Source organism: Vibrio sp. YT-17, assembly GCF_033337375.1.
GTDB lineage: Bacteria > Pseudomonadota > Gammaproteobacteria > Enterobacterales > Vibrionaceae > Vibrio > Vibrio alginolyticus.
Map to the genome: position 1 here is coordinate 55269 of NZ_JAWOQP010000002.1, position 19953 is coordinate 75221.

The 19953-nt window shown below is 44.7% G+C and carries 21 protein-coding genes; 11 read left to right on the top strand and 10 right to left on the bottom strand.

The features are described from left to right. The first annotated feature begins 415 nt into the window (after positions 1–415). Positions 416–1564 carry a GGDEF domain-containing protein gene (locus R7F67_RS02330; RefSeq protein WP_017821033.1) on the top strand — a complete coding sequence of 383 codons (1149 nt, stop codon included), beginning with the start codon at positions 416–418 and terminating at the stop codon, positions 1562–1564. Positions 1565–1567: 3 nt separating this feature from the next. Here the strand turns inward: R7F67_RS02330 and R7F67_RS02335 are convergent, their stop codons facing one another. Both R7F67_RS02335 and R7F67_RS02340 read right to left on the bottom strand, forming a co-directional pair. Continuing rightward, positions 1568–1849, bottom strand: a complete 282-nt coding sequence (locus R7F67_RS02335) for a hypothetical protein (RefSeq protein ID WP_005374405.1) — start codon at positions 1847–1849, stop codon at positions 1568–1570. A gap of 132 nt (positions 1850–1981) precedes the next feature. Further along, positions 1982–2266: a pyrimidine/purine nucleoside phosphorylase gene (locus tag R7F67_RS02340; protein ID WP_005383244.1), complete on the bottom strand. Its 285-nt coding sequence runs from the start codon at positions 2264–2266 to the stop codon at positions 1982–1984. Between the two features lie 328 nt (positions 2267–2594). Between R7F67_RS02340 and R7F67_RS02345 the strand changes: the two genes are divergently transcribed. Continuing rightward, positions 2595–3098, top strand: coding sequence for a DUF2850 domain-containing protein (locus R7F67_RS02345; protein WP_171344999.1), 504 nt, complete (start codon positions 2595–2597; stop codon positions 3096–3098). A 369-nt stretch (positions 3099–3467) separates the two neighbouring features. Then, positions 3468–6014 carry a glycosyl hydrolase family 18 protein gene (locus R7F67_RS02350; RefSeq protein WP_213905603.1) on the top strand — a complete coding sequence of 849 codons (2547 nt, stop codon included), beginning with the start codon at positions 3468–3470 and terminating at the stop codon, positions 6012–6014. 168 nt (positions 6015–6182) lie between these two features. Here R7F67_RS02350 and R7F67_RS02355 read toward each other — a convergent pair whose 3' ends face one another. Both R7F67_RS02355 and R7F67_RS02360 read right to left on the bottom strand, forming a co-directional pair. Then, positions 6183–7040, bottom strand: a complete 858-nt coding sequence (locus R7F67_RS02355) for an alpha/beta hydrolase (RefSeq protein WP_213914699.1) — start codon at positions 7038–7040, stop codon at positions 6183–6185. Positions 7041–7169: 129 nt separating this feature from the next. Further along, the gene (locus R7F67_RS02360) at positions 7170–7760 is read right to left on the bottom strand and encodes a TetR/AcrR family transcriptional regulator (protein ID WP_005374416.1); all 591 of its coding nucleotides are present in this window, start codon (positions 7758–7760) and stop codon (positions 7170–7172) included. A gap of 250 nt (positions 7761–8010) precedes the next feature. Here R7F67_RS02360 and R7F67_RS02365 point away from each other — a divergent pair, with 250 nt between their 5' ends. Beyond that, a complete protein-coding gene (locus R7F67_RS02365; protein ID WP_258475650.1) occupies positions 8011–9036 on the top strand; it encodes an acyltransferase in 1026 nt (341 codons plus the stop codon). 420 nt (positions 9037–9456) lie between these two features. Next, positions 9457–10887: a sodium:proton antiporter NhaD gene (nhaD, locus tag R7F67_RS02370; protein ID WP_258475651.1), complete on the top strand. Its 1431-nt coding sequence runs from the start codon at positions 9457–9459 to the stop codon at positions 10885–10887. A gap of 37 nt (positions 10888–10924) precedes the next feature. Here nhaD and R7F67_RS02375 read toward each other — a convergent pair whose 3' ends face one another. Then, positions 10925–11320 (bottom strand): GFA family protein, encoded by a 396-nt coding sequence (locus tag R7F67_RS02375; protein ID WP_054576509.1) that lies wholly within the window; start codon positions 11318–11320, stop codon positions 10925–10927. Positions 11321–11521: 201 nt separating this feature from the next. Here R7F67_RS02375 and R7F67_RS02380 point away from each other — a divergent pair, with 201 nt between their 5' ends. Beyond that, positions 11522–12130: a YitT family protein gene (locus tag R7F67_RS02380; RefSeq protein ID WP_005374427.1), complete on the top strand. Its 609-nt coding sequence runs from the start codon at positions 11522–11524 to the stop codon at positions 12128–12130. Positions 12131–12202: 72 nt separating this feature from the next. Here the strand turns inward: R7F67_RS02380 and R7F67_RS02385 are convergent, their stop codons facing one another. The 3 genes from R7F67_RS02385 to R7F67_RS02395 all read right to left on the bottom strand — a co-directional run bounded on the left by R7F67_RS02385 (position 12203) and on the right by R7F67_RS02395 (position 14968). Further along, a complete protein-coding gene (locus R7F67_RS02385; RefSeq protein ID WP_258475652.1) occupies positions 12203–13021 on the bottom strand; it encodes a hypothetical protein in 819 nt (272 codons plus the stop codon). A 100-nt stretch (positions 13022–13121) separates the two neighbouring features. Then, positions 13122–13604: a methylated-DNA--[protein]-cysteine S-methyltransferase gene (locus R7F67_RS02390; RefSeq protein ID WP_318056866.1), complete on the bottom strand. Its 483-nt coding sequence runs from the start codon at positions 13602–13604 to the stop codon at positions 13122–13124. Beyond that, positions 13601–14968: an AlkA N-terminal domain-containing protein gene (locus tag R7F67_RS02395; RefSeq protein ID WP_085569478.1), complete on the bottom strand. Its 1368-nt coding sequence runs from the start codon at positions 14966–14968 to the stop codon at positions 13601–13603. The genes R7F67_RS02390 and R7F67_RS02395 overlap by 4 nt, the downstream gene beginning before the upstream one ends. Before the next feature lie 194 nt (positions 14969–15162). On the opposite strand from R7F67_RS02395, the gene R7F67_RS02400 reads away from it, so the two are divergent. From R7F67_RS02400 to R7F67_RS02410, 3 genes are all read left to right on the top strand, one after another. Then, positions 15163–15366 (top strand): hypothetical protein, encoded by a 204-nt coding sequence (locus tag R7F67_RS02400; RefSeq protein WP_017633816.1) that lies wholly within the window; start codon positions 15163–15165, stop codon positions 15364–15366. Between the two features lie 326 nt (positions 15367–15692). After that, the gene (locus R7F67_RS02405; RefSeq protein WP_005374434.1) at positions 15693–16136 is read left to right on the top strand and encodes a DoxX family protein; all 444 of its coding nucleotides are present in this window, start codon (positions 15693–15695) and stop codon (positions 16134–16136) included. A gap of 9 nt (positions 16137–16145) precedes the next feature. After that, positions 16146–16841 (top strand): pirin family protein, encoded by a 696-nt coding sequence (locus R7F67_RS02410; RefSeq protein WP_017821043.1) that lies wholly within the window; start codon positions 16146–16148, stop codon positions 16839–16841. Positions 16842–16922: 81 nt separating this feature from the next. Here the strand turns inward: R7F67_RS02410 and R7F67_RS02415 are convergent, their stop codons facing one another. Next, positions 16923–17816: a LysR family transcriptional regulator gene (locus tag R7F67_RS02415; RefSeq protein ID WP_005374436.1), complete on the bottom strand. Its 894-nt coding sequence runs from the start codon at positions 17814–17816 to the stop codon at positions 16923–16925. Positions 17817–17965: 149 nt separating this feature from the next. On the opposite strand from R7F67_RS02415, the gene R7F67_RS02420 reads away from it, so the two are divergent. Further along, positions 17966–18319, top strand: a complete 354-nt coding sequence (locus R7F67_RS02420; RefSeq protein WP_005374439.1) for a DUF413 domain-containing protein — start codon at positions 17966–17968, stop codon at positions 18317–18319. A gap of 147 nt (positions 18320–18466) precedes the next feature. Here the strand turns inward: R7F67_RS02420 and R7F67_RS02425 are convergent, their stop codons facing one another. Continuing rightward, positions 18467–18718, bottom strand: coding sequence for a DUF3081 domain-containing protein (locus R7F67_RS02425; RefSeq protein ID WP_005374440.1), 252 nt, complete (start codon positions 18716–18718; stop codon positions 18467–18469). A gap of 373 nt (positions 18719–19091) precedes the next feature. Here R7F67_RS02425 and nagB point away from each other — a divergent pair, with 373 nt between their 5' ends. Continuing rightward, on the top strand, positions 19092–19892 hold the full coding sequence (nagB, locus tag R7F67_RS02430; RefSeq protein ID WP_005374441.1) for a glucosamine-6-phosphate deaminase: 801 nt from the start codon (positions 19092–19094) through the stop codon (positions 19890–19892). Positions 19893–19953: the final 61 nt, after the last annotated feature.

Below are 19953 nucleotides of genomic sequence, written 5' to 3' on the forward strand. Positions count from 1 at the left end.
TGATTTAGCGCGGATTCTAGTCGCATATTGGTCATAACGACAACAATATTTCGCCCTGTTTCGGAAAAATATTTCTAATGCCTTTTCGAAACGACATATGCCTTAACGATAAGTAGAGCAGAGATTGGTGAACAATACTCTCAATCAACAAGCACCGAACAGAATCAGGATAATCAATAGTAATGCGTCTAACTAGATACATTACTTTGAGTTATCAGTCCAACCATATAGAGCCATGAAGAACCGTCATGAAAACCTGCATGCGCTACCATTCCTCTTTGAACACTCGCACCAAATCACACTGATGGCTTTGCACTAAAAATGACTGATATCACATTTGGAAACTTTGTTGTTCTATTTATCGCGAAAATACCGCCTAGAATAAGCGTACACGTTAATTAAGCAAGGATACGTAATGTCGACATTGGCTGGGGCGCGCTTAGAAGAAATGGCGGACATCCGCTCAACAAGAAAAAAGAAAATTGTCTTTTTATGCTCCAGTATCGCCGCTGCCTGTTTAACTTATGGTTCCATTGCTCAATCACTTGAGAATAACTGGGGCTTAAGCTTTTTCCATGCTTTGTGTGCCTTGGCATGCTTAGCAATCAGTTATGTAATAAAAGTCCAGCGGCACCATCAATACGCCGACTTATGGCTAAGTGCTGTCTTAATGTTCGAAGGGTTATTGTTACTTCTGTATAACGACGCTCCGTCAGGCAAGGTGCTATGGCTATATCCTATTGTCGCCACTCTGGTATTAATTAATGAGTTTAAGGTCGGTCTGCTGTTCAGTGGCACCTACATTTTACTGATCTTTTTTGGGGTCGCTTTTTTAGATCGACTGCCAACAGCCACAGAAATCATAGAGCGGAGATTGATGCTGACCCTGATAGCGACCGCGTTTGTGTGTCACACGTTCTCGTATTACTACACGAAAGTCCTCAATTACATTCAAACACTGTATCGTGAGGGGATTGAGGAGTTAGCATATTTTGACCAGCTCACTGGGCTTGCCAATCGCTGGAGCTTTGAGACTTGGGCGCGCGCAAAGCTCGATGAAATCAAGCACTCATCTGATGACAGCATCACCGCATTGGTTTTTCTCGATATCGATAACTTCAAGCACATCAACGACACCTACGGGCACGATATTGGTGACCAAGTACTTCAAGCCTTCGCAACTCGATTAAAAAATAACATTCGCAACAAAGACAGAAAAACAGATAAACACGACTACTCCATCGCTCGATTTGCGGGCGACGAGTTTGTAATCATGCTTTACGATGTAAAAAGTAAAGATGACCTAGACAGCATCCTAAAACGGATCGTAAATCTGTTTCCGACAGGTTACCGAAGCTACGATATGATTAACGAGTTAACGATGAGTGTAGGTGCTGCTATCTATAAGCAAGATGCAAAGGATTTGTCTGAATTGACTCGATGTGCAGACAAAGCAATGTACGCAGCTAAACATACTGGTAAAAACCAGTACGCCTTTTATGAGCACTGCAATACGGAAGAACAGTCAACATCTGATGCACCAGCGGTACCAGAAGCTTGCTAATGACTAAGCGAACACATGCATCACCCAAAGCCCCACAACGAGGAATACGATTAACCACACTACTTGCAACGTTCTGTTCGGCTTGTCTTGCTGACGAGTGGGGTGATCTTTAAACGCACGGCCCTTCATTTTGCCCATTAAGCTCTTTCCTAGAGCACGTCGATAAAATTCACGTCTCTTATGAGCGGCATTGGCAACTTCGGTAAAGCGCTGTCTTTGCTCATTGGTGAGATCTTTGTCCTCGTAACGAGGAGGGAGATCAGAATGCTTGCGTTGTACTGCCATCACTTCCTCCCTGGTCGATGGGTACATTTTTATTAAGTATATACCCAAATAACCAAAAAGATGCGTTATAAGTGAAGCACATAGACGAAAAAACCACCCGAAGGTGGTTTTATGACGAGCAACAAATGAACGCTAGAAGTACTCACATAAATACGCAGTCGCTTCTTTCACTTGAAGCTCAAATGAAGAATTACCTTCCACTTCAAAAAACTCACCACTTTGATAAGTCGTCCAATCGCTCTCGCCAACACGCTTGACCACAAGCGCACCTTTTACAACCGTCATACGCTCTGGTGCTTGAGTACCAAACGTGTACTCACCAGGAAGCATCACACCAACGCTAACATCCTGATCTTTCTGGTTAAAGCCCAGTGATTTTACACTACCAGCAAAATAGCTATTTTCCTTAATATTCATTATTGGTTTCCTTATCAAAAGTCCGCTCTTTTTTACCTTGTTTCTTTCCGTTACTCAAGCTTTGAAAGCCATTAAACTCAACGTAATAACGCACATCCTTTGCTACTGAGCGAGAACCTCTTTTCACGAGGATTAATCAGGCGACCTAAACCGATCAAGAAAAACTGCGAAGTAATGAATGTGAGCAAACAACAAAACCATCAATAAGATGTGTATCTGAATGTAAAAGTGGACATTAGATCATAGTTTCGTCGTCTCAATGGCGGGATTGTTTGTTTTTAAAAAGGAAGGTTTCCACCATGTTAAAAAAGTGGAGAAAATTAGATCTATGACGGACTCGACTCGCCGAAGGCGAAAAGCACGACAAGAACCAAAACTTTCATTTTTGGCTCGCCACCAATCCAAAATCTTCAAGAGTACATTTGTCTGCTTCGGGATGGGTCTGTTGACGTTTTTTGGCTATCAAATCCACCTATCCTATCAAGACCACATTGATCCGAAAAAGGTGTACGGCGAATGGATTGAGATTGGCGCGCCACCCTACCAAACAGAACGTCTCGTTTTCACTGAAGATGGGGTATACCGAAACCATCGACTTATTACGACGGAATTTGAATTCGATGGCAAGGTCATCACGTTGAATACCGGATTAGGAAAGACAGCGTATCAGATCTCGGGCTCTCATCTTTCACCTCAAATACGCCGTATTGAGCCTCTTATTCCAGATCAGCGATTCATTCGTAAAGGATTTGAGCATACCGTTCAGGGCTCAGAAACCGGTGCAGCCTCTAAACGTCGCGCCGCGTTGAGTGAACACTTCAGCCGTGACTAATACGTCTTCACGGCTATTTTTCGTTTCAATTCTCTTTCTATATCAATGAAACAAAACCTTAATAAACAACAAAATAAGGCCTTCATCGCATTTAACTAACTCGTTACTGAGTAAACAATAATTTTAGTTTCTGCTGAGATTTTATAAATTATTGACTCAGTCTGACACTTTCTGTGTAACAGAGTGCGAGTTTTAGTTAAGTTCTCTCAAGTGCCTCGAAAACCGTCTTAATTTTTTTTGACGAAAAAAAACTCTCTGAAATGCTGAGTGTGATGCTTTTGCACGTGGAGTAAATCCAATCATCTTATCTGGTGCAAGAGCAGCCTATGTTCTAGGTAGAACATGAATCCAAGGATTGAGAGAGAAGTTATGATTCGATTTAACCTATGTGCAGCTGGAGTTGCTTTAGCGCTATCAGGCGCTGCAGTTGCGGCTCCAACCGCACCAAGTATCGATATGTACGGTTCCAACAACCTTCAGTTTTCTAAAATTGAACTCGCGATGGAAACCACGTCAGGCTACTACGACATGGTGAAATACCATGAGCAAGCGAAGATTACTGTTAAATTTAACCAGTGGAGTGGCACACCTGGTGACACTTACAACGTCTATTTTGATGGTGTAAAAGTAGCAAGCGGCCCTATCACTGGTAGCCAAACGACAGCTTCGTTTGAATACGGCCAAGGTGGCTTATACCAAATGGAAATCGAAGCATGTGATGCGACAGGTTGTGCGAAAAGCGCACCAGCTGAAATCACAATTGCAGATACCGATGGTTCTCACCTGAAGCCACTAACGATGAATGTTGATCCAAACAACAAAACCTACAATACCGATCCAAGCGTCGTGATGGGTACGTATTTTGTTGAATGGGGCATCTATGGCCGTGACTACACAGTCGATAATATGCCGGTCGACAACTTGACTCACATCCTTTACGGTTTTATCCCAATTTGTGGCCCAAATGAGTCTGTGAAGTCTGTTGGCGGCAACAGTTTCAACGCGCTACAAACTGCTTGTACAGGTGTGCCTGATTATGAAGTCGTTATCCATGACCCTTGGGCTGCTTATCAGAAGAGCTTCCCACAAGCTGGTCATGAATACAGCACGCCTATCAAGGGTAACTACGCAATGCTAATGGCATTGAAACAACGTAACCCTGATCTAAAAATCATCCCATCGATCGGTGGTTGGACACTGTCTGACCCATTCTTCGATTTCGTGGACAAGAAAAACCGAGACACATTCGTCGCATCAGTTAAGAAGTTCCTGAAAACTTGGAAATTCTACGACGGTGTTGATATCGACTGGGAATTCCCTGGCGGCGGCGGTGCAGCAGCCGATAAGGGCGACCCTGTAAACGATGGCCCAGCATACATCGCACTGATGCGTGAACTGCGCGTAATGCTTGATGAATTAGAAGCTGAGACAGGCCGTACTTACGAGCTAACGTCCGCTATCGGTGTCGGTTACGACAAGATTGAAGACGTAGACTACGCAGATGCAGTTCAGTACATGGATTACATCTTCGCAATGACTTACGACTTCTACGGCGGTTGGAATAACGTTCCTGGTCACCAGACTGCGCTTTACTGTGGTTCATTCATGCGTCCTGGTCAGTGTGACGGTAGTGGCGTTGATGAGAACGGCGAACCGTACAAAGGTCCTGCTTACACAGCAGATAACGGCATTCAACTTCTTCTTGCTCAAGGCGTTCCTGCAAACAAGCTAGTACTTGGTACAGCAATGTACGGTCGTGGCTGGGAAGGCGTAACTCCAGATACGCTAACCGATCCAAACGACCCAATGACGGGTACTGCTACAGGTAAACTGAAGGGCAGCACAGCGCAAGGTGTTTGGGAAGATGGCGTAATTGACTACAAAGGCATTAAGTCATTCATGCTAGGTGCAAACAACACTGGTATTAACGGCTTCGAGTACGGCTACGATGCACAAGCAGAAGCACCATGGGTATGGAACCGTACTACGGGCGAGTTGATCACATTTGATGACCACCGTTCAGTGCTAGCAAAAGGTAGCTACGCGAAGTCTCTTGGTCTTGCTGGTCTATTCTCTTGGGAAATTGACGCGGATAACGGTGACATTCTAAACGCGATGCACGAAGGTATGGCCGGTGGTGTGGTACCTCAACCAAACCGTAAACCAACCGCAGCCGCTGGCGCAGATCAATCGGTAACAGGTCCTGCAAATGTGGTTCTAGATGGCAGCCTGTCAAAAGACTCTGACGGCACCATCGCAAGCTACGCTTGGGAACAAGTATCTGGCACAGCAGTGGTACTAACAGGTGCAAACACAGCGAAAGCAAGCTTTGATGCAGCAGAAGTTACTGTTGAAGAGCAATTAACTTTCAAGCTGACGGTGACTGATAACGAGGGTGCAACGGCATCTGACCTCGTTGTAGTAACAGTGAAACCAGCAGGTGTTGTTGACCCAGTGAACAGCGCACCAGTAGCGCAAGTTGTTGCTCCAGCAACAGCAAACGCTGGTGACGTTGTGGTTGTAGATGCAGCTGCGTCTAGCGATGCAGACAACGATACCCTGACATTCAACTGGACTCTACCTCAAGGTCTGAATGCAACGGTTGAAGGCTCTAAAGTCACGTTCACTGCTGCGGAATACCCGCAAGACACAAGCTTAAGCTTCACTGTAAGTGTGAGCGACGGTAAAGCGTCTTCATCGGCAAGCGCGACAGTGGTTGTTGCACAGCACGCAACCGATCCGAACCCTGGTACTTGTGACAACGCATGGGATGCGAGCGCAGTGTACACAGGTGGTAACCAAGTGACTCACGCAGGTAAAACGTGGGAAGCGAAATGGTGGACTCAGGGTGACGATCCTAGCCAATCTGGCGAATGGGGCGTTTGGAAAGAAGTTGGCGTAGCTAACTGTAACTAATTTCAGCCTTGCAGACTTTCTGCTAAATAAACAAAGGACAGCTTCGGCTGTCCTTTTTGGATTTAACCTCTTAACGAGAAGAGCAACACCAGAGACGAAAAAATCTGAGGTGTTACTTTCAAATCGAATTAGCGCAAAACGGAGCGAGTCAATCAGTAAAAGTAAGGGTTACCAAGCACTATCGAGCAAACGGTCAAAACTACTGAAGACTTGCTCACACTTCATCACTCGACCATGCCCCTGACCTTGTGTTGTCACTAACTCAACGTTTTTAATCTCTTCAGCCGCTTTTGCCGAGACACTGTATTTGGTGAACTTGTCTTGCTCATCATGAATAATAATGGTGTGAGACGGACGCTCAGACAAACGCTTCATCGGATCAATGGACTGTAACGGATAACCAAATTGGTCTTCAACTTCTGAAACCACAGCATTAAAAAGCTTCATCGAGTAACCGGAACGTGCAATGCTACCGAATAAGTTCTCTACGTAATTTAATACCGGAGCAATAAGCAGCAAAGGCTTGTTTTCTAATTTACTGTGCCTACACTCAAGAGCAGAAGCGGTGCCCATGCTGTGCCCAACTAGGCCAACAATATCCTCGACCGTATCCAACACATCTTCTAATCCTCTGACAAACCCCGGAATGTGCCCATACTGCCCCTCACTCTCACCATGTGCCGGATGATCGTACGCCAAAGCAGTAAACCCTTTCGACGCAATATGTTCCATCAGTGGATAAAACTGACTTGCCGTGCCAGACCAACCATGAGTTAGCACCCAAATAGGTCCAGAGCCCAAAGTATAGGTTTTGATGATGCCTGCATGCCCTTTAATTTCACCTTTGATAAGCCCTTGAGGTTCAATATTTTTAGGTTGCGTACGAGCAGGTGTCAGAAGAAGCTTGCGCGCGGTCTTCTTTGCATGTGACGGGGCCAGTGTATGGTGTAACCGAGTACTCATGTTCACCAAACTGCGCTTAATACTGAAACGTTGCGATGTATTAAAGTAAATTTTTTCACTCATAATCATGTCCTTAACTATCAGCTTTGCACAAAATAGAACGGTCGTGCTTTTTCATACTGATAAGAAAGAGCGAACTCAGCCGCTCTTTGTGATTTTATGTCTACGAATCTGGGAAGCGAATAACCGATATTAGCCTTTCCAGCGAGAAAATAAGTTGTCGATCCCTTGCCAAAACAGACGCAAGCTTTCTTGCTCACCTTTAATTGAGTAAAAAACATGCGCACTCAAATAGAGACCGTACAAATCAAATGTTGCTTGGCGTGTATCTAAGTCTGCTGCAAATTCTTGCTTCTCTTTGCCTTTCGCTATTTGGATCTCCAAATAACTCAGCCAAGTATCTATGGATTTACGCAGTCCGGCCTGAAGCGGGCAATCTTTATCTGCCGTATCATTCCAAGCGTCAAGAAACATACAACTTCCTTGGAATGCGTGATTCCAAGTCATCCAAGAGTCGAGCAACCCTCGAATTTTACGCTCGATATTGCCATCCCCGAGTTCTCGAGCAGGCTCAATAACCCGATCAGCGAACACTTTATTGGCGTGATCAAGCACCGATAGCTGTAAATTCAACTTCGAATTAAAGTGGGCAAACAGACCACTTTTCGACATACCGCATTGCTTGGCTAACTCTCCAATCGTAAGACTTTCTAATCCGTCTTCGCTGGCGATCTCAAAAGCCCGCTGCAGAATAAACTCTTTTGTCACTTTTCCTTTTTGCATAATCTTATTTTTAGCACGATCGTTCTTTTTTGCAATCTCGAGTTAACTGGTCTAACCATTATTCAGTGCTATTTTCGACTCACGAATCAGGTATTGATTGCGTTAATAGGTTAATAATTAAGAAGTTTGAAGTAAGTCTTAATTTTCAAAACAGCTTCAATGTAAGCGCAAGTCTGTTGACTTTTTCACGTATTACTTCAGTAACAACCTGCTATTTTCACCTAAGTTTTTTATTTAGGTAAACAATGTAATGGCAAAGAAACAAAAAATAGCCAGCTTAGAGTTTGCACGTATCATTGCGATGCTTGCGATTGTGGGTTTGCATTGCCAGATGGCACTGACGTACTGGCAGTGGAATGGGATACCATGGGTTGGCTATATGCTCAACCAACTGGCTCGTTTTGCTGTTCCGCTGTTCTTTCTCATCTCGGGTTATCTAATCCAGCCGAAGTTGAGTCACTCACCTATCGATACTCTTAAGAACTACGCCAAACCGTTAATGAAGGTTTGGCTCATTTGGAGCATGATCAGTTTACTGATGCCATTCCAATGGCAGACGGTCGCTGAGGCTGGGTATCTCGCCGAAAGGCAAGGTTATTGGGGGTACTTAATGTCAACCCCGATCAATTCACTCATCGAAGGCGGACTCGTTCATCTGTGGTTTATTCCGGCTCTGGTCATTGCCGTAGCGTTAATTGCCTTTCTCGTGCATATCAATATGGCGCAACTGATACTGCCAACCGCAGTATTGCTATACATATACGGGGTCTTTGCTGGCAGTTACGCGACCATTACCGACCTGCCAGCGCCTTTCTTTACTCGTAACGGGCCTTTTTTCAGCACGTTGCTAGTTGCTCTAGGTTATTTCGCACGAGAAGCGCAGTGGCGGTGGTCGAGAAACAATACGGTTCGATGCATTATTCTTGGCATGGCACTGCATTTTGGTGAAGCTTACTGGCTGATGCAACATGACATCGCTTTCAACTCGCACGACTTCCTATTCGGTACCGTTATCTGGACTGTAGGTGTCTTTATGTGGCTTTTGGCTCACCCTCATTTTGGCGACATGCCTTGGGTCTTCAAACTATCTCCTAGCGTGTTAGGAATATATGTTAGCCATCTGCTTATCATAATTGTCATGATGAATGTCGCTGGATTTATCGGGCTGCAACACCTCGCGAAAGATGTGTTTATTTATCCTGCAACGATTGTTGCAACCATGCTGCTTGTGAAAGCAATTGACACTTCACCGTTGAAAAAATGGCTCCTACGCTAAATGCATTCAGCTCTAGATATAGCTAGCTTTAACTCAAAAGGGTTAGAGCTAGCCAGTTAAAAATGAGATTTCTCTCTCACTGACCAATTTTTGACTTTCTAATCCTTCAGAATTTGCTTTCACTCACAAAAAACATTGTTCATTTCCTTTAAATTGGCTCGACTATTACAACATTGCTCATTAAACGGAGGCTGTATGTGGGCAGGTCAAGGACTCGTTCCTTTTTTAGAGATTAGTCACTGGTTAACTTACGGTTTATATGCCGCTGCGGTTTTATTCGGCGCAGCAAGCATTGCGTCACTCAGAAAATAGTGGCGCACACTATCATTTCCTAACTCCTACTGTTAATTCGAGCTCTCTCACAACTAACTCATTCATTTGTGGCTAATATTTCTCCAACCAGACAAAGGAGAAATGTCTATGCCAATCTATCCAATTGTGGCTTTCTGCTGTTTGTTGTTCTCTAGCGCCACCTTTGCTGCATCAACCAATGAACTGAACCTCGTTAATTCTGGTGTCGGTTACGCGGCTCTGATTATCTTTTCGATCGCTTACATACTGGTTATGTTGGAAGAGTATCTGAAAATGAGAAAATCCAAGCCAGTGCTGCTCGCTGCAGGGTTAATTTGGATTCTGATTGGCTACACCTTTGCTCAGCACAACCAGCCTGAAATCGCCAAATCCGCACTAGAACATAACTTGTTGGAATATGCCGAGTTGCTGCTGTTTTTGCTCGTGGCGATGACCTACATCAACGCAATGGAAGAACGCAAACTCTTCGATGCCTTACAGGCGTGGATGGTTTGTAAAGGTTTTGGATTCAAAAAGTTGTTCTGGCTGACGGGGTTTCTCGCTTTTGTCATTTCACCGATTGCCGATAACTTAACTACGGCCCTTTTGATGTGCGCTGTAGTGATGAAAGTCTCTGGTGATAATCCTAAGTTCGTCAATCTTGCTTGTATCAACATTGTTATCGCAGCCAACGCTGGCGGTGCATTCAGCCCATTTGGGGATATTACAACCCTGATGGTGTGGCAAGCCGGTCATGTCAGCTTTGCTGAGTTCATTCCGTTGTTTGTACCGTCATTGGTGAACTACTTGGTTCCCGCGTTTTTGATGTCACTGTTTGTTCCAAACACAAAACCGAATACGATTCACCAACACGTTGAGCTAAAACGCGGGGCAAGGCGTATTGTCGCGTTGTTCATTTTGACGATTGCCACCGCAGTCTCTTTCCATGCTGTGCTGCACTTCCCACCCGTTATGGGCATGATGATGGGCTTGGCGTACTTACAGTTTTTCGGATATTTTTTGCGCCAAACTCTCAAACACTCACTCGCAAAAAAAGCAGCTATGGCAATTGCCAATGGCGATGATCAGGCATTGAAGCGCTTAGGCTCAGTGGTTCCGTTTGATGTGTTTCATCGTGTGTCTCGAGCTGAATGGGACACCTTGTTGTTCTTCTACGGTGTTGTAATGTGTGTTGGCGGTTTAAGTTTACTTGGCTACCTCGAACTGGTTTCAAACGTCATGTACACGCAATGGAACCCAGTCTGGGCAAACGTAATGGTTGGTGTCCTATCTGCAATCGTCGATAACATTCCGGTTATGTTTGCTGTACTGACCATGGAACCAAGCATGTCGATGGGCAACTGGCTACTGGTCACATTAACCGCAGGTGTCGGTGGCAGTTTGCTTTCCATTGGCTCCGCGGCAGGCGTCGCTTTAATGGGAGCCGCGCGTGGACAATACACCTTCTTTGGCCACTTAAAGTGGGCTCCCGTCATCGCCTTGGGTTATGCCGCCAGTATTGCGGTACACTTGTGGATGAATAGCGGTTTATTTACTTAAAAACACCTAGAATTAGTCACTTAACTTGCAATGTAACCTAACGGTCGGATGGATGGTTAACGCCATCCATCACTTCAATCGCTCCCAAATCATATGGGTTGACGCCCTCTAAGCAGCCGACATTATAGCCATACTCACTCGGGTCAGAACGACGCTGATGGTGCGTATAAATACCGCACTCGCCACAGAAAAAGTGCTTCGCAGTGTGTGTATTAAATTGATACTGCTTCAAGACGTCTTCGCCTTGCACAATACGAATACCGTTCAAAGGTACAGATGCTACAATCGCGCCACGACGTCGACACATAGAACAGTCACACCGTCTCGGCTTCTCAATACCATTGGGTAACGCCAGTTCCAGCTCAACTTTTCCACAGTGACAACTCAGTCGATGTAATGTGTTGATTTGGGTGTTGCCAACTTTCTTAATCATAACTTTTCCTTGTTGTTTTTCTATCTGTGTACATTATGTTAAACAGGTTAATATCATCATAATTTCGTCCAAAAACTCGACATCCATCACTTTTCGCGACATTTTATTGGCCGATTTGTTAGTTGCTATTTTGGCGACTGTCTATCGCGTCCGTGAGACGTGTTATCTCCGGCGCGGTTTTTAAACCAAGGAAATTAATTTATGGACAAAGATCATAGCCTAAGAGAGAACCTCTTGGCTCTGACGCTCGGCAGTGCGTTGGTGTCACTTGGGGTGATATTTTTTAGCAAAGTAGGATTGCTCACTGGCGGTACGGCTGGTTTGGCGATCTTCCTAACCAAAGTGAGTGACTTCAGTTTTGGTCAGATATTTTTCGCTCTTAACCTCCCTTTTTATATTTTATCTGTGATGCGCATGGGTTGGCGCTTCACTATCAATACCTTTATTGCGGTTTCGATTGTCTCTTTTGCGGTCGATCATCTGCATCATGTGATTGAGATTTCACGAATCGAACCTTTCTATGCGGCACTTTTGGGTGGTGGGCTGATTGGAATCGGTATGTTGGTAATTTTCCGTCACAAAATGAGTTTGGGTGGCTTTAACATTCTAGCGTTGTACCTTCAGGAACGTTTTGGAGTTCGAGCGGGTAAAGTTCAAATGGCGTTAGATTGTGCCATCGTGGTGATGTCACTGTTCATTGTAGATGTGCACCTTATCGCTCTATCTGTTCTAGGTGCCATCGCAACGAACTTGATTTTGGCGATGAACCATAAACCAGGACGATACCAAGCAAAAGCGCAAGCAGCATAATCATCGCTGCATAGTCAACAACCCTAAAGCCCCCAGCCAGTCGCTCGGGGCTTTTTTCATTCAACGCTAAGATCACGTCAACGAGCTCGTTTTGCAGTGCTGCTGCATCTCTTCATCCAATTTAGCTTTATATTTCTGGCTAAGATGGAAGTGTACTTGCATCAACAAGTCATGTGCGTGGAACAGCTCAAACGCGTCGCTACCATTTTGCTGACAAATAGCCTCACAGCGCTCAGCATGCACTTTGGCTTCTTGCGGTTTATCCGCTTTAAGCAAGCTCATCGCTAAGCGATACTCTGCGCGCTCTTCTTGCATCCACCCCCCTGCCACTTTCCAATAGTCTAGCGCGAGTGTCGCTGCTTCTAACATCTTCGATTTTTCCATGCACGTGCGCTCAGCCAGCGCTTCGTACTGACATGCTAAGTTGTTCGCAGTGATCGCGATAGCGCGCGCTAATGGCCCTTCTGCATCGTTCGGCGTCATTCCTAACGCTGCCTTCACCAACCATTGACTCGCCAGTTCAAGCTGAACAAGTGCAGAAAGTTCATTCGAAATCAAAGCGTAAACTCGGCGTTGTTCTTGCTCTTCCAATAATTCCATATTGTCAGTGCCATCTACGAAGTAGCGCGCAACGGCAATACTGCGTTGAAATGCCAAACTCTCGGCAACCTTGCGTTCATCAAAGTGATCTAAACAAGTAAGAAACTGTTCTGGGCTCTGGAGATGCCCAATAGCGGTATGCAGCATCAATGCGAATATTCGCTCGATTTGGGTAACGTCTTCCACCTCGCTCAGAGCCGTTTCTAGCTGAGCATAAATTTGTTCGGGATTTTCCTCGTGATGCTGCCAACACTCACTCATGAAGGCATCAAAATCCGTTTTGAAAGGCATGTCCTTATTGTCCTTTTTCTGTTCGTATAACGAATATGAAACTCTACACTATCGTTACCCCTGTGTAGCACGCTTAATCCCTATATGAGAATCGCCTCACTTAAAGCGGTGTGCCTTGCTCCAACGCGAGCAAACGTTGCTTGCGCTCCACTCCACCTGCATACCCAGTCAGTTTTCCGCTTTTGCCAATAACGCGATGACAAGGCACCACGATAGAAATCGGATTCTTCCCATTTGCTAACCCAACAGCACGCACAGCTTTAGGGTTACCTATCGCATTCGCGAGATCTTGATAGCTCCACGTTTCCCCATATGGAATGGTCGTTAGTGCCTGCCAAACTTGATTTTGAAAATCAGTGCCTGTCGCTGCAAGGGGCAAATCGAATTCGTTGCGCAGACCAGCAAAGTATTCATCCAGTTGGGTGACAGCTTGGCGCAAAACCGGATGCTGCTCGTCTCGCACTCCCAGCTCACTAGGCTTAGTGGTGCATGTTTCAAACCAAATGCCAAGCAAGCCCTCAGCGTTCGATTGGATAGTCACCGTTCCTAGTGGACTCGGTATTTCGGTATAAAATGTTTTCATGATTGATTCCATAAGTGAAACGTCGCGTAGCTTCCCCAAGGGGCCGCAGTGTGCGTATTCAGTGATGGGTAACGCTGCATCGCCTTTTTCACCACTAAGTCTTTATCTAGAAAGCAATCGGGTTGAGATTGCCCTCGCAGTTGAGCATAACTGACGGTCCAAGGTCCAATGCCTTTCAAAGCTAGCCAGTGCTGGGGGTCAGCTTCTGAGTTGTCCTGCATAAACTGGGCGAAGCGCACTAGCGTCTCTTTACGGCTTTGCGGCATGCGCAAAAAGCTCACGTCGGCGTTCGCAATATCACTGGGAGTCGGGAAAAAACGTTTTTCTGACTCTCCACTAAGTGTGGCCACCAATAAGTTAAGTTGACCAATCGCAGCTTTAACCGACACCTGCTGGCCTAAAATCGCTCTAACCCCTGCTTCCCATGCATTCCATACACCAGGAATACGAATACCTTTACTCGACACGAGCCCAGGCGCGACATACTCCAAATGCTGCTCAACAGTACAAATATCAGCGTCAAGATCGAACATACGACGAATGTCAGACACCAAGTTTTGCAGCTTCGTTACGTCTTCAATTTCAAACGCCAGTTCTAAGTATCCTTCACCTTTTGTCGCTTTAAACCAGGCTTTGCTGTTATCCAAAAAAACGTTGCGCTGATAACTCTCATCACTCACTAGCTCAACCCCCTCAACCGCTCGCAAACGATAGAAGTCCAACATGTGCGACCAATTCAACTCACCTCGATAAGGTAAGGCAATTCGATTGCAACCCGCACCATCAAACTCTTTACGGCGTACTTGAGAAGGCGTTAGTTTGAGAAACTTTTGAAAAGCATCGTTAAAGCGGCGCGTACTGTTAAAACCTGACGCAAACCCCACGTCGGTGACCGACATAGAGCTGGAGTGAAGCAACTGTTTGGCGAACATTAGTTGCTGATATTGCGCATACTGCTTGGGTGACATACCTAGATACTGCTCAAACAACATACGTAAGTAACGGTCAGAAATCCCAACACGCTCAGCCAACTCAGACACCGAATGGTGATGCAACTCCCCTCTATCAATTAACGAAATCGCTCGTTGAAAGGTCGTCTCGACACCTTTCCATGCCCAAGATCCAGGCGCGCTATCAGGTCGACAGCGTAAACACGGACGGTACCCTGCTTGAAGGGCTTGCGTCTTATCAGCGAAATACTCAACATTTTCTTCTTTAGGCAAATTTGCCGGGCAAATCGGACGACAAAAGATTCCCGTTGTTTTTACCGCCACATAAAATCGCCCATCAAAACGACTGTCTCGCGCGACTCGCGCCTTGTGACACTGCTCGAAGGTCAGTGAGGTATGGGGGTGAATAAACATAGTGCTTTCCTTGCTCATGCCTTTTGTCATTTATTGTTCATAGGCATCATTCAATATAGTGTTATTGTAGCTTGCTTAAGCGCCCACAATTAGCCATTTTCGGAACTCAATATTGAGATTTATTGGCATTAGCGCTTTTGTACACTAAAGTTAGATCCAGAACATCACAACAACGTCGGCTAAAGGGAATTGGCATGGACTTACATACTTGCGTAATTGTATTAAGAAACCAAAAGGTTATTACCAGTAAATCCGTAGATCATTCTATTGGAATTATCGAACGAGACTCAGATAACGAGATCTCAGAAATTCAGATTAATGCGACGGATGGACGTAATATTCGAACTTATCACTACAACAATGTAGAGGAGTCATTAGAGAGCTTAATGAACCTCTGACGGTTTTCTTTAACACACCTTTCTCCCTTGTTAAAAGCGAAAGCAATAGAGCACAGTACATGTGCTCTTTTTTTTGTTTAACAGCAAAAATGTTTATCGAAAATAATGACAGACCTTGATTTAAAACAGACAATAATCGGCAAATAAACACCCAAATATAAAAATCAAGACATTGATTTAAATAAATAAAAACCAATCATTCAATTTTTTAGAACGAGTTTATCAAAATCCTCCCGTTATTTTTATGTTCGCCTCTACCTAAACTGTTCTCAACAGCACGGGAGCACACGCTTCCCACTCATTGAAAAGAGTCAGAGGACAGAATCATGAAAGCACTATTACAGAAAATTACCACATCAAACGCAGGTTACAGCGCACTATCACTTCGCGTTCCAATCGGCATTATCTTTATGGCGCACGGCGCACAAAAACTATTTGGCTGGTTTGGTGGCTACGGGCTAGAAGGCACAGGTCAGTGGATGGCATCTATCGGTTTAGGTCCTGGCGTGCTCATGGCGTTACTTGCGGGCAGCGCAGAGTTCTTTGGCGGCTTGTTCATTTTACTTGGTCTGCTAACTCGACCAGCAGCGGTTGCTTTGGCGTTCACGATGGTGGTAGCGATATTCTCTGTCCACTTTGAAAATGGCCTGTTCATGGCAAACAACGGTTACGAGTTTGGCTTAGCATTACTGGCAGCAAGCGTTTCTCTGGCGTTCTCTGGCGCAGGTAAAGCAGCGTTAGATAACTTCTTAAACAAAAAGCTCTCTTAAGGAGGCCTTATGATTACGGTAAGACATGCAGCAGACCGAGGTCGAGCAAACTTTGGCTGGCTTGATAGCAAACATACGTTTTCTTTTGGTAGCTACTACGATCCTCAACATATGGGCTTTTCTGAGCTGAGAGTCATTAATGACGATGTAGTCAAGCCTGGCGCGGGTTTTGATACACATGGCCACCGTGATATGGAGATCATCAGCTATGTATTGGAAGGTGTTATCGCACACAAAGACAGTGAAGGTAACGTCAAAACACTACCTGCAGGTGAATTCCAACTCATGTCGGCAGGGAAAGGGATTTACCACAGTGAGTACAATGCATCGAACCAAGATACGCTGCGGTTTCTACAGATTTGGATTCAACCGAACACATTTGGAACCAAACCAGGTTATCAGCAAAAAGATTTTGGTCGCAATCCTGGGTTAACGACTATCGCAACTCCAACTGGAGAAAACGGCACGCTACTTATTAAGCAAGATGCGACTTTGCATCAGTTAATTCTTGAGCCAAGTAGCGAACTAAACTTTGAGATTGAGTCGGGCCGAAATCTATTCATCCATCAAGTGACTGGGAGCCTTAGTGTCGACAATACCACTTTGACGGCTGGCGACGGCGCGAAGGTTGAACACCAGAGTAAGGTTGTTTTGCGCAATACATCAAACGAAAGCACAACAGCCCTGTTGTTTGACTTACCATAACTATCGATTCATCGAGATAAAAACAAAGCCGCCTTGATTTCTCAAGGCGGCTTTTTCGTTTTTCTGACTTTTCATTCAACGCTATTCGTCGGAAGTGCCAGAACCAATTTGCTGAAAACTGTAAGCGGTCAGTGGATCGATCTCTTTGACAATTTCTTCCACTTGCTTAATCGCGTCTACAGACGAGCTAGCTTTACGATAGCTCAAATAGATAGGGCGACACCAATCTTCTACTCCAGACACCTTGTGAAGCTGCCCATTAGCGATAAATGGCTCCACGAGAGAGATTGGTAAGTACGCGGCTCCACCCTTCTCTAAAATAAAGTCCAATGCGATACGCGCTGTTGAAGTGCGTAAATATGGAGCCGGAATCTTAGGGTGACGTTCAGAATGCTCTGAGGAGAAACGCGTCCCCCAGTCAACGTACACATATTTGTTTTCGAAAACGGTGTCTAAAGAATCTTTCTCAGTTGATACCAGAACGAGAACAACATCTGCCACTTTTTTACAGTTAAGCTCATCAGCTTTGATCTGATCGAACGCAAATGCCATATCTAACGTGCGCTCTAGCAAGCTACGACTGAGCATCTCACGTCCCATCACTTCTGCCATGAAGCCATAACCACCAAACGAATCTGTGACGACACTTAAACAATTCTGTAAATAAGCGTCCCAAATGTTTGGCGTGCCACCTAACGTTAGTTGCAGCGCTTTGCCATCTTCAAGCGATAATTCTAGCTTCGCTTGTTGCAATGTAGTGACCATTACCTCGGCATAGCTGATTAAGCGCTCACCTGCAGAGGTCAACTTTATGTTATTTCGATCACGAATAAACAATTGCGTATCGAAGTAACTTTCCAATTGTTTGATACGTGCGCTCACAGCGGCTTGGGTAATATAAAGGTTCTCAGCAGCACGTCCGAAGTGACGAACTCTTGCCAGCTCTAAAAATGTTCGAAAGACTTTTACATCCATAAACCATCTCCTGGTTAATATAAAACCAGATTAACAACTAATTAAAATCATGACGACAAAAAAGTTTTGTTTTTCTTTTGTTAGATTTAAGCCTAATTTTCGCCGTAAGTTCACTACATTCATCAATAACGGTTACAGAGGCTGTTGACATGTCTGACACTGAATTCCGTCATGGCAAAAAACGTTTTTACGATAACGTAAAATTCCCACGCGGCTTTGCAAAGTCTGGCGATTTTACTCTTTCAGAAGAGGAAATCCTAACAATTTATGGGGATACAATGCTTGGCTTAGAGTCAGGCGAATTAACACCTGAAAACAGCGAAGAGAAACACTTCATCAAGGTGTTAGAAAACCCGGGCAAAGCAAAAACAAAACTTGAGCGTACGTGGCTAAAGTACACCCAACTTGCTCGTGGTCGCAAGCGCTTCCATACGCTAAATGGTCGTAACAAGCCTGACGCCACAGAAGAATACATTGAAGAGAGTTTGGTTGAAGACGATTAATAACCAATAACCTAGTTCTCGCCTTTTTCTAGCAGTAGGCGAAAGCTCGTTTGACTTTACTGAGCGAGCAAGACAAGCTCATTTCTTCTCCTAAAGCCCAAGGGGGCATTCTCCCAAGGGCTTTTTTAATATTTGGGTGATGACCGTTTACTTGGCGAGCGTCGCAATCTTTTTCAGAAAGCTCTCTTTCAAATGCTCTTGGTCATATTCCAAGTGATAGGTGTTGTGGAAGCCAATTTTTAGCTCAACACCATTCCCTCTCAAGAAAACGTTGTACCCATCGTAGTCAGAAAACGCTTCTACACCTTCATACATTTTACCAAATTCGGTTGGCGTACCGTTGTTCATCACACATTCGTAAGCCTGTAGTACTTTGCTCGGATCTAACTCATTTTTCATACCGAATTCCTCACTGGTTTACACATTTCAATTATGGTTAAAGAATGAGCGCCATGCCATATCTAACCCATAATATTTGAAGTTCGTGTGCGATTTCGCACTCTGTAGGTTGTTAAAAAACAAGGTTAAGTGCGAAGGCAGAACTTAATTTAGATCATAAATTTTATCTATTGATTCGTCAGTTTCATAATGCAATTTCTTTGTAAAAATCGTCTTATAAAAGCATTTAGATATAAAAATCGTCGACAAAACCAACATTGGTTAAAGAAAAAGCAAAATTTTGACCTAAAACAATAGCAGTTCGCCATTACTTATTTTATAATGCGAATTAATGTTTCAGTACATCGTCAATTCCAATAACTAGGGGCACAAAATGAGACTTATCCCGTTAACTCGAGCAGCACAAGTAGGTAAGTGGGCAGCTGCGCATATCGCTAAGCGTATCAACGACTTTAAACCTACTGCTGAGCGTCCATTCGTTCTGGGTCTACCAACTGGTGGCACTCCTCTAGCAACCTACAAAGCCCTAATCGAGCTTTACCAAGCCGGCGAAGTCAGCTTCAAAAACGTCGTGACTTTTAACATGGATGAGTACATTGGCATCCCTGCGGATCACCCAGAATCTTACCGTTCGTTCATGTACAACAACTTCTTTAATCACATTGATATTCAAGAAGAAAATATCAACCTACTGAACGGTAACACAGACGATCACGACGCAGAATGTAAGCGTTACGAAGACAAAATTAAGTCTTACGGCAAGATCAACCTGTTCATGGGCGGCGTGGGTAACGACGGTCACATCGCGTTCAACGAGCCAGCGTCATCTCTTTCTTCTCGTACTCGCATCAAGACCCTCACTGAAGACACTCGCATTGCGAACTCTCGCTTCTTTGACGGCGATATCAACCAAGTGCCTAAATACGCGCTGACTATCGGTGTTGGTACGCTTCTAGACTCAGAAGAAGTGATGATCTTGGTCACTGGCCATAACAAAGCTCAGGCACTTGAAGCAGCCGTGGAAGGTTGTGTAAACCACCTATGGACAGTTTCTGCTCTTCAACTTCACCCTAAAGCGGTGATCGTATGCGACGAACCAGCTCAACAAGAACTGAAAGTGAAGACAGTGAAGTACTTCTCTGAGCTAGAAGCAGAAAACATCAAAGGCTTTTAACCCATAGGATGGCAGCCTAGAAACACACTAAAAATACAAAACCCGTGTTGAACACGGGTTT

What these genes read in the sequence shown, in the direction of transcription:
- R7F67_RS02330 (WP_017821033.1), top strand. Translation starts at nt 416, where the DNA reads ATGTCGACATTGGCTGGGGCGCGCTTAGAAGAAATGGCGGACATCCGC.
- R7F67_RS02335 (WP_005374405.1), bottom strand. Translation starts at nt 1,849, where the DNA reads ATGGCAGTACAACGCAAGCATTCTGATCTCCCTCCTCGTTACGAGGAC.
- R7F67_RS02340 (WP_005383244.1), bottom strand. Translation starts at nt 2,266, where the DNA reads ATGAATATTAAGGAAAATAGCTATTTTGCTGGTAGTGTAAAATCACTG.
- R7F67_RS02345 (WP_171344999.1), top strand. Translation starts at nt 2,595, where the DNA reads ATGACGGACTCGACTCGCCGAAGGCGAAAAGCACGACAAGAACCAAAA.
- R7F67_RS02350 (WP_213905603.1), top strand. Translation starts at nt 3,468, where the DNA reads ATGATTCGATTTAACCTATGTGCAGCTGGAGTTGCTTTAGCGCTATCA.
- R7F67_RS02355 (WP_213914699.1), bottom strand. Translation starts at nt 7,040, where the DNA reads ATGAGTGAAAAAATTTACTTTAATACATCGCAACGTTTCAGTATTAAG.
- R7F67_RS02360 (WP_005374416.1), bottom strand. Translation starts at nt 7,760, where the DNA reads ATGCAAAAAGGAAAAGTGACAAAAGAGTTTATTCTGCAGCGGGCTTTT.
- R7F67_RS02365 (WP_258475650.1), top strand. Translation starts at nt 8,011, where the DNA reads ATGGCAAAGAAACAAAAAATAGCCAGCTTAGAGTTTGCACGTATCATT.
- nhaD (WP_258475651.1), top strand. Translation starts at nt 9,457, where the DNA reads ATGCCAATCTATCCAATTGTGGCTTTCTGCTGTTTGTTGTTCTCTAGC.
- R7F67_RS02375 (WP_054576509.1), bottom strand. Translation starts at nt 11,320, where the DNA reads ATGATTAAGAAAGTTGGCAACACCCAAATCAACACATTACATCGACTG.
- R7F67_RS02380 (WP_005374427.1), top strand. Translation starts at nt 11,522, where the DNA reads ATGGACAAAGATCATAGCCTAAGAGAGAACCTCTTGGCTCTGACGCTC.
- R7F67_RS02385 (WP_258475652.1), bottom strand. Translation starts at nt 13,021, where the DNA reads ATGCCTTTCAAAACGGATTTTGATGCCTTCATGAGTGAGTGTTGGCAG.
- R7F67_RS02390 (WP_318056866.1), bottom strand. Translation starts at nt 13,604, where the DNA reads ATGAAAACATTTTATACCGAAATACCGAGTCCACTAGGAACGGTGACT.
- R7F67_RS02395 (WP_085569478.1), bottom strand. Translation starts at nt 14,968, where the DNA reads ATGTTTATTCACCCCCATACCTCACTGACCTTCGAGCAGTGTCACAAG.
- R7F67_RS02400 (WP_017633816.1), top strand. Translation starts at nt 15,163, where the DNA reads ATGGACTTACATACTTGCGTAATTGTATTAAGAAACCAAAAGGTTATT.
- R7F67_RS02405 (WP_005374434.1), top strand. Translation starts at nt 15,693, where the DNA reads ATGAAAGCACTATTACAGAAAATTACCACATCAAACGCAGGTTACAGC.
- R7F67_RS02410 (WP_017821043.1), top strand. Translation starts at nt 16,146, where the DNA reads ATGATTACGGTAAGACATGCAGCAGACCGAGGTCGAGCAAACTTTGGC.
- R7F67_RS02415 (WP_005374436.1), bottom strand. Translation starts at nt 17,816, where the DNA reads ATGGATGTAAAAGTCTTTCGAACATTTTTAGAGCTGGCAAGAGTTCGT.
- R7F67_RS02420 (WP_005374439.1), top strand. Translation starts at nt 17,966, where the DNA reads ATGTCTGACACTGAATTCCGTCATGGCAAAAAACGTTTTTACGATAAC.
- R7F67_RS02425 (WP_005374440.1), bottom strand. Translation starts at nt 18,718, where the DNA reads ATGAAAAATGAGTTAGATCCGAGCAAAGTACTACAGGCTTACGAATGT.
- nagB (WP_005374441.1), top strand. Translation starts at nt 19,092, where the DNA reads ATGAGACTTATCCCGTTAACTCGAGCAGCACAAGTAGGTAAGTGGGCA.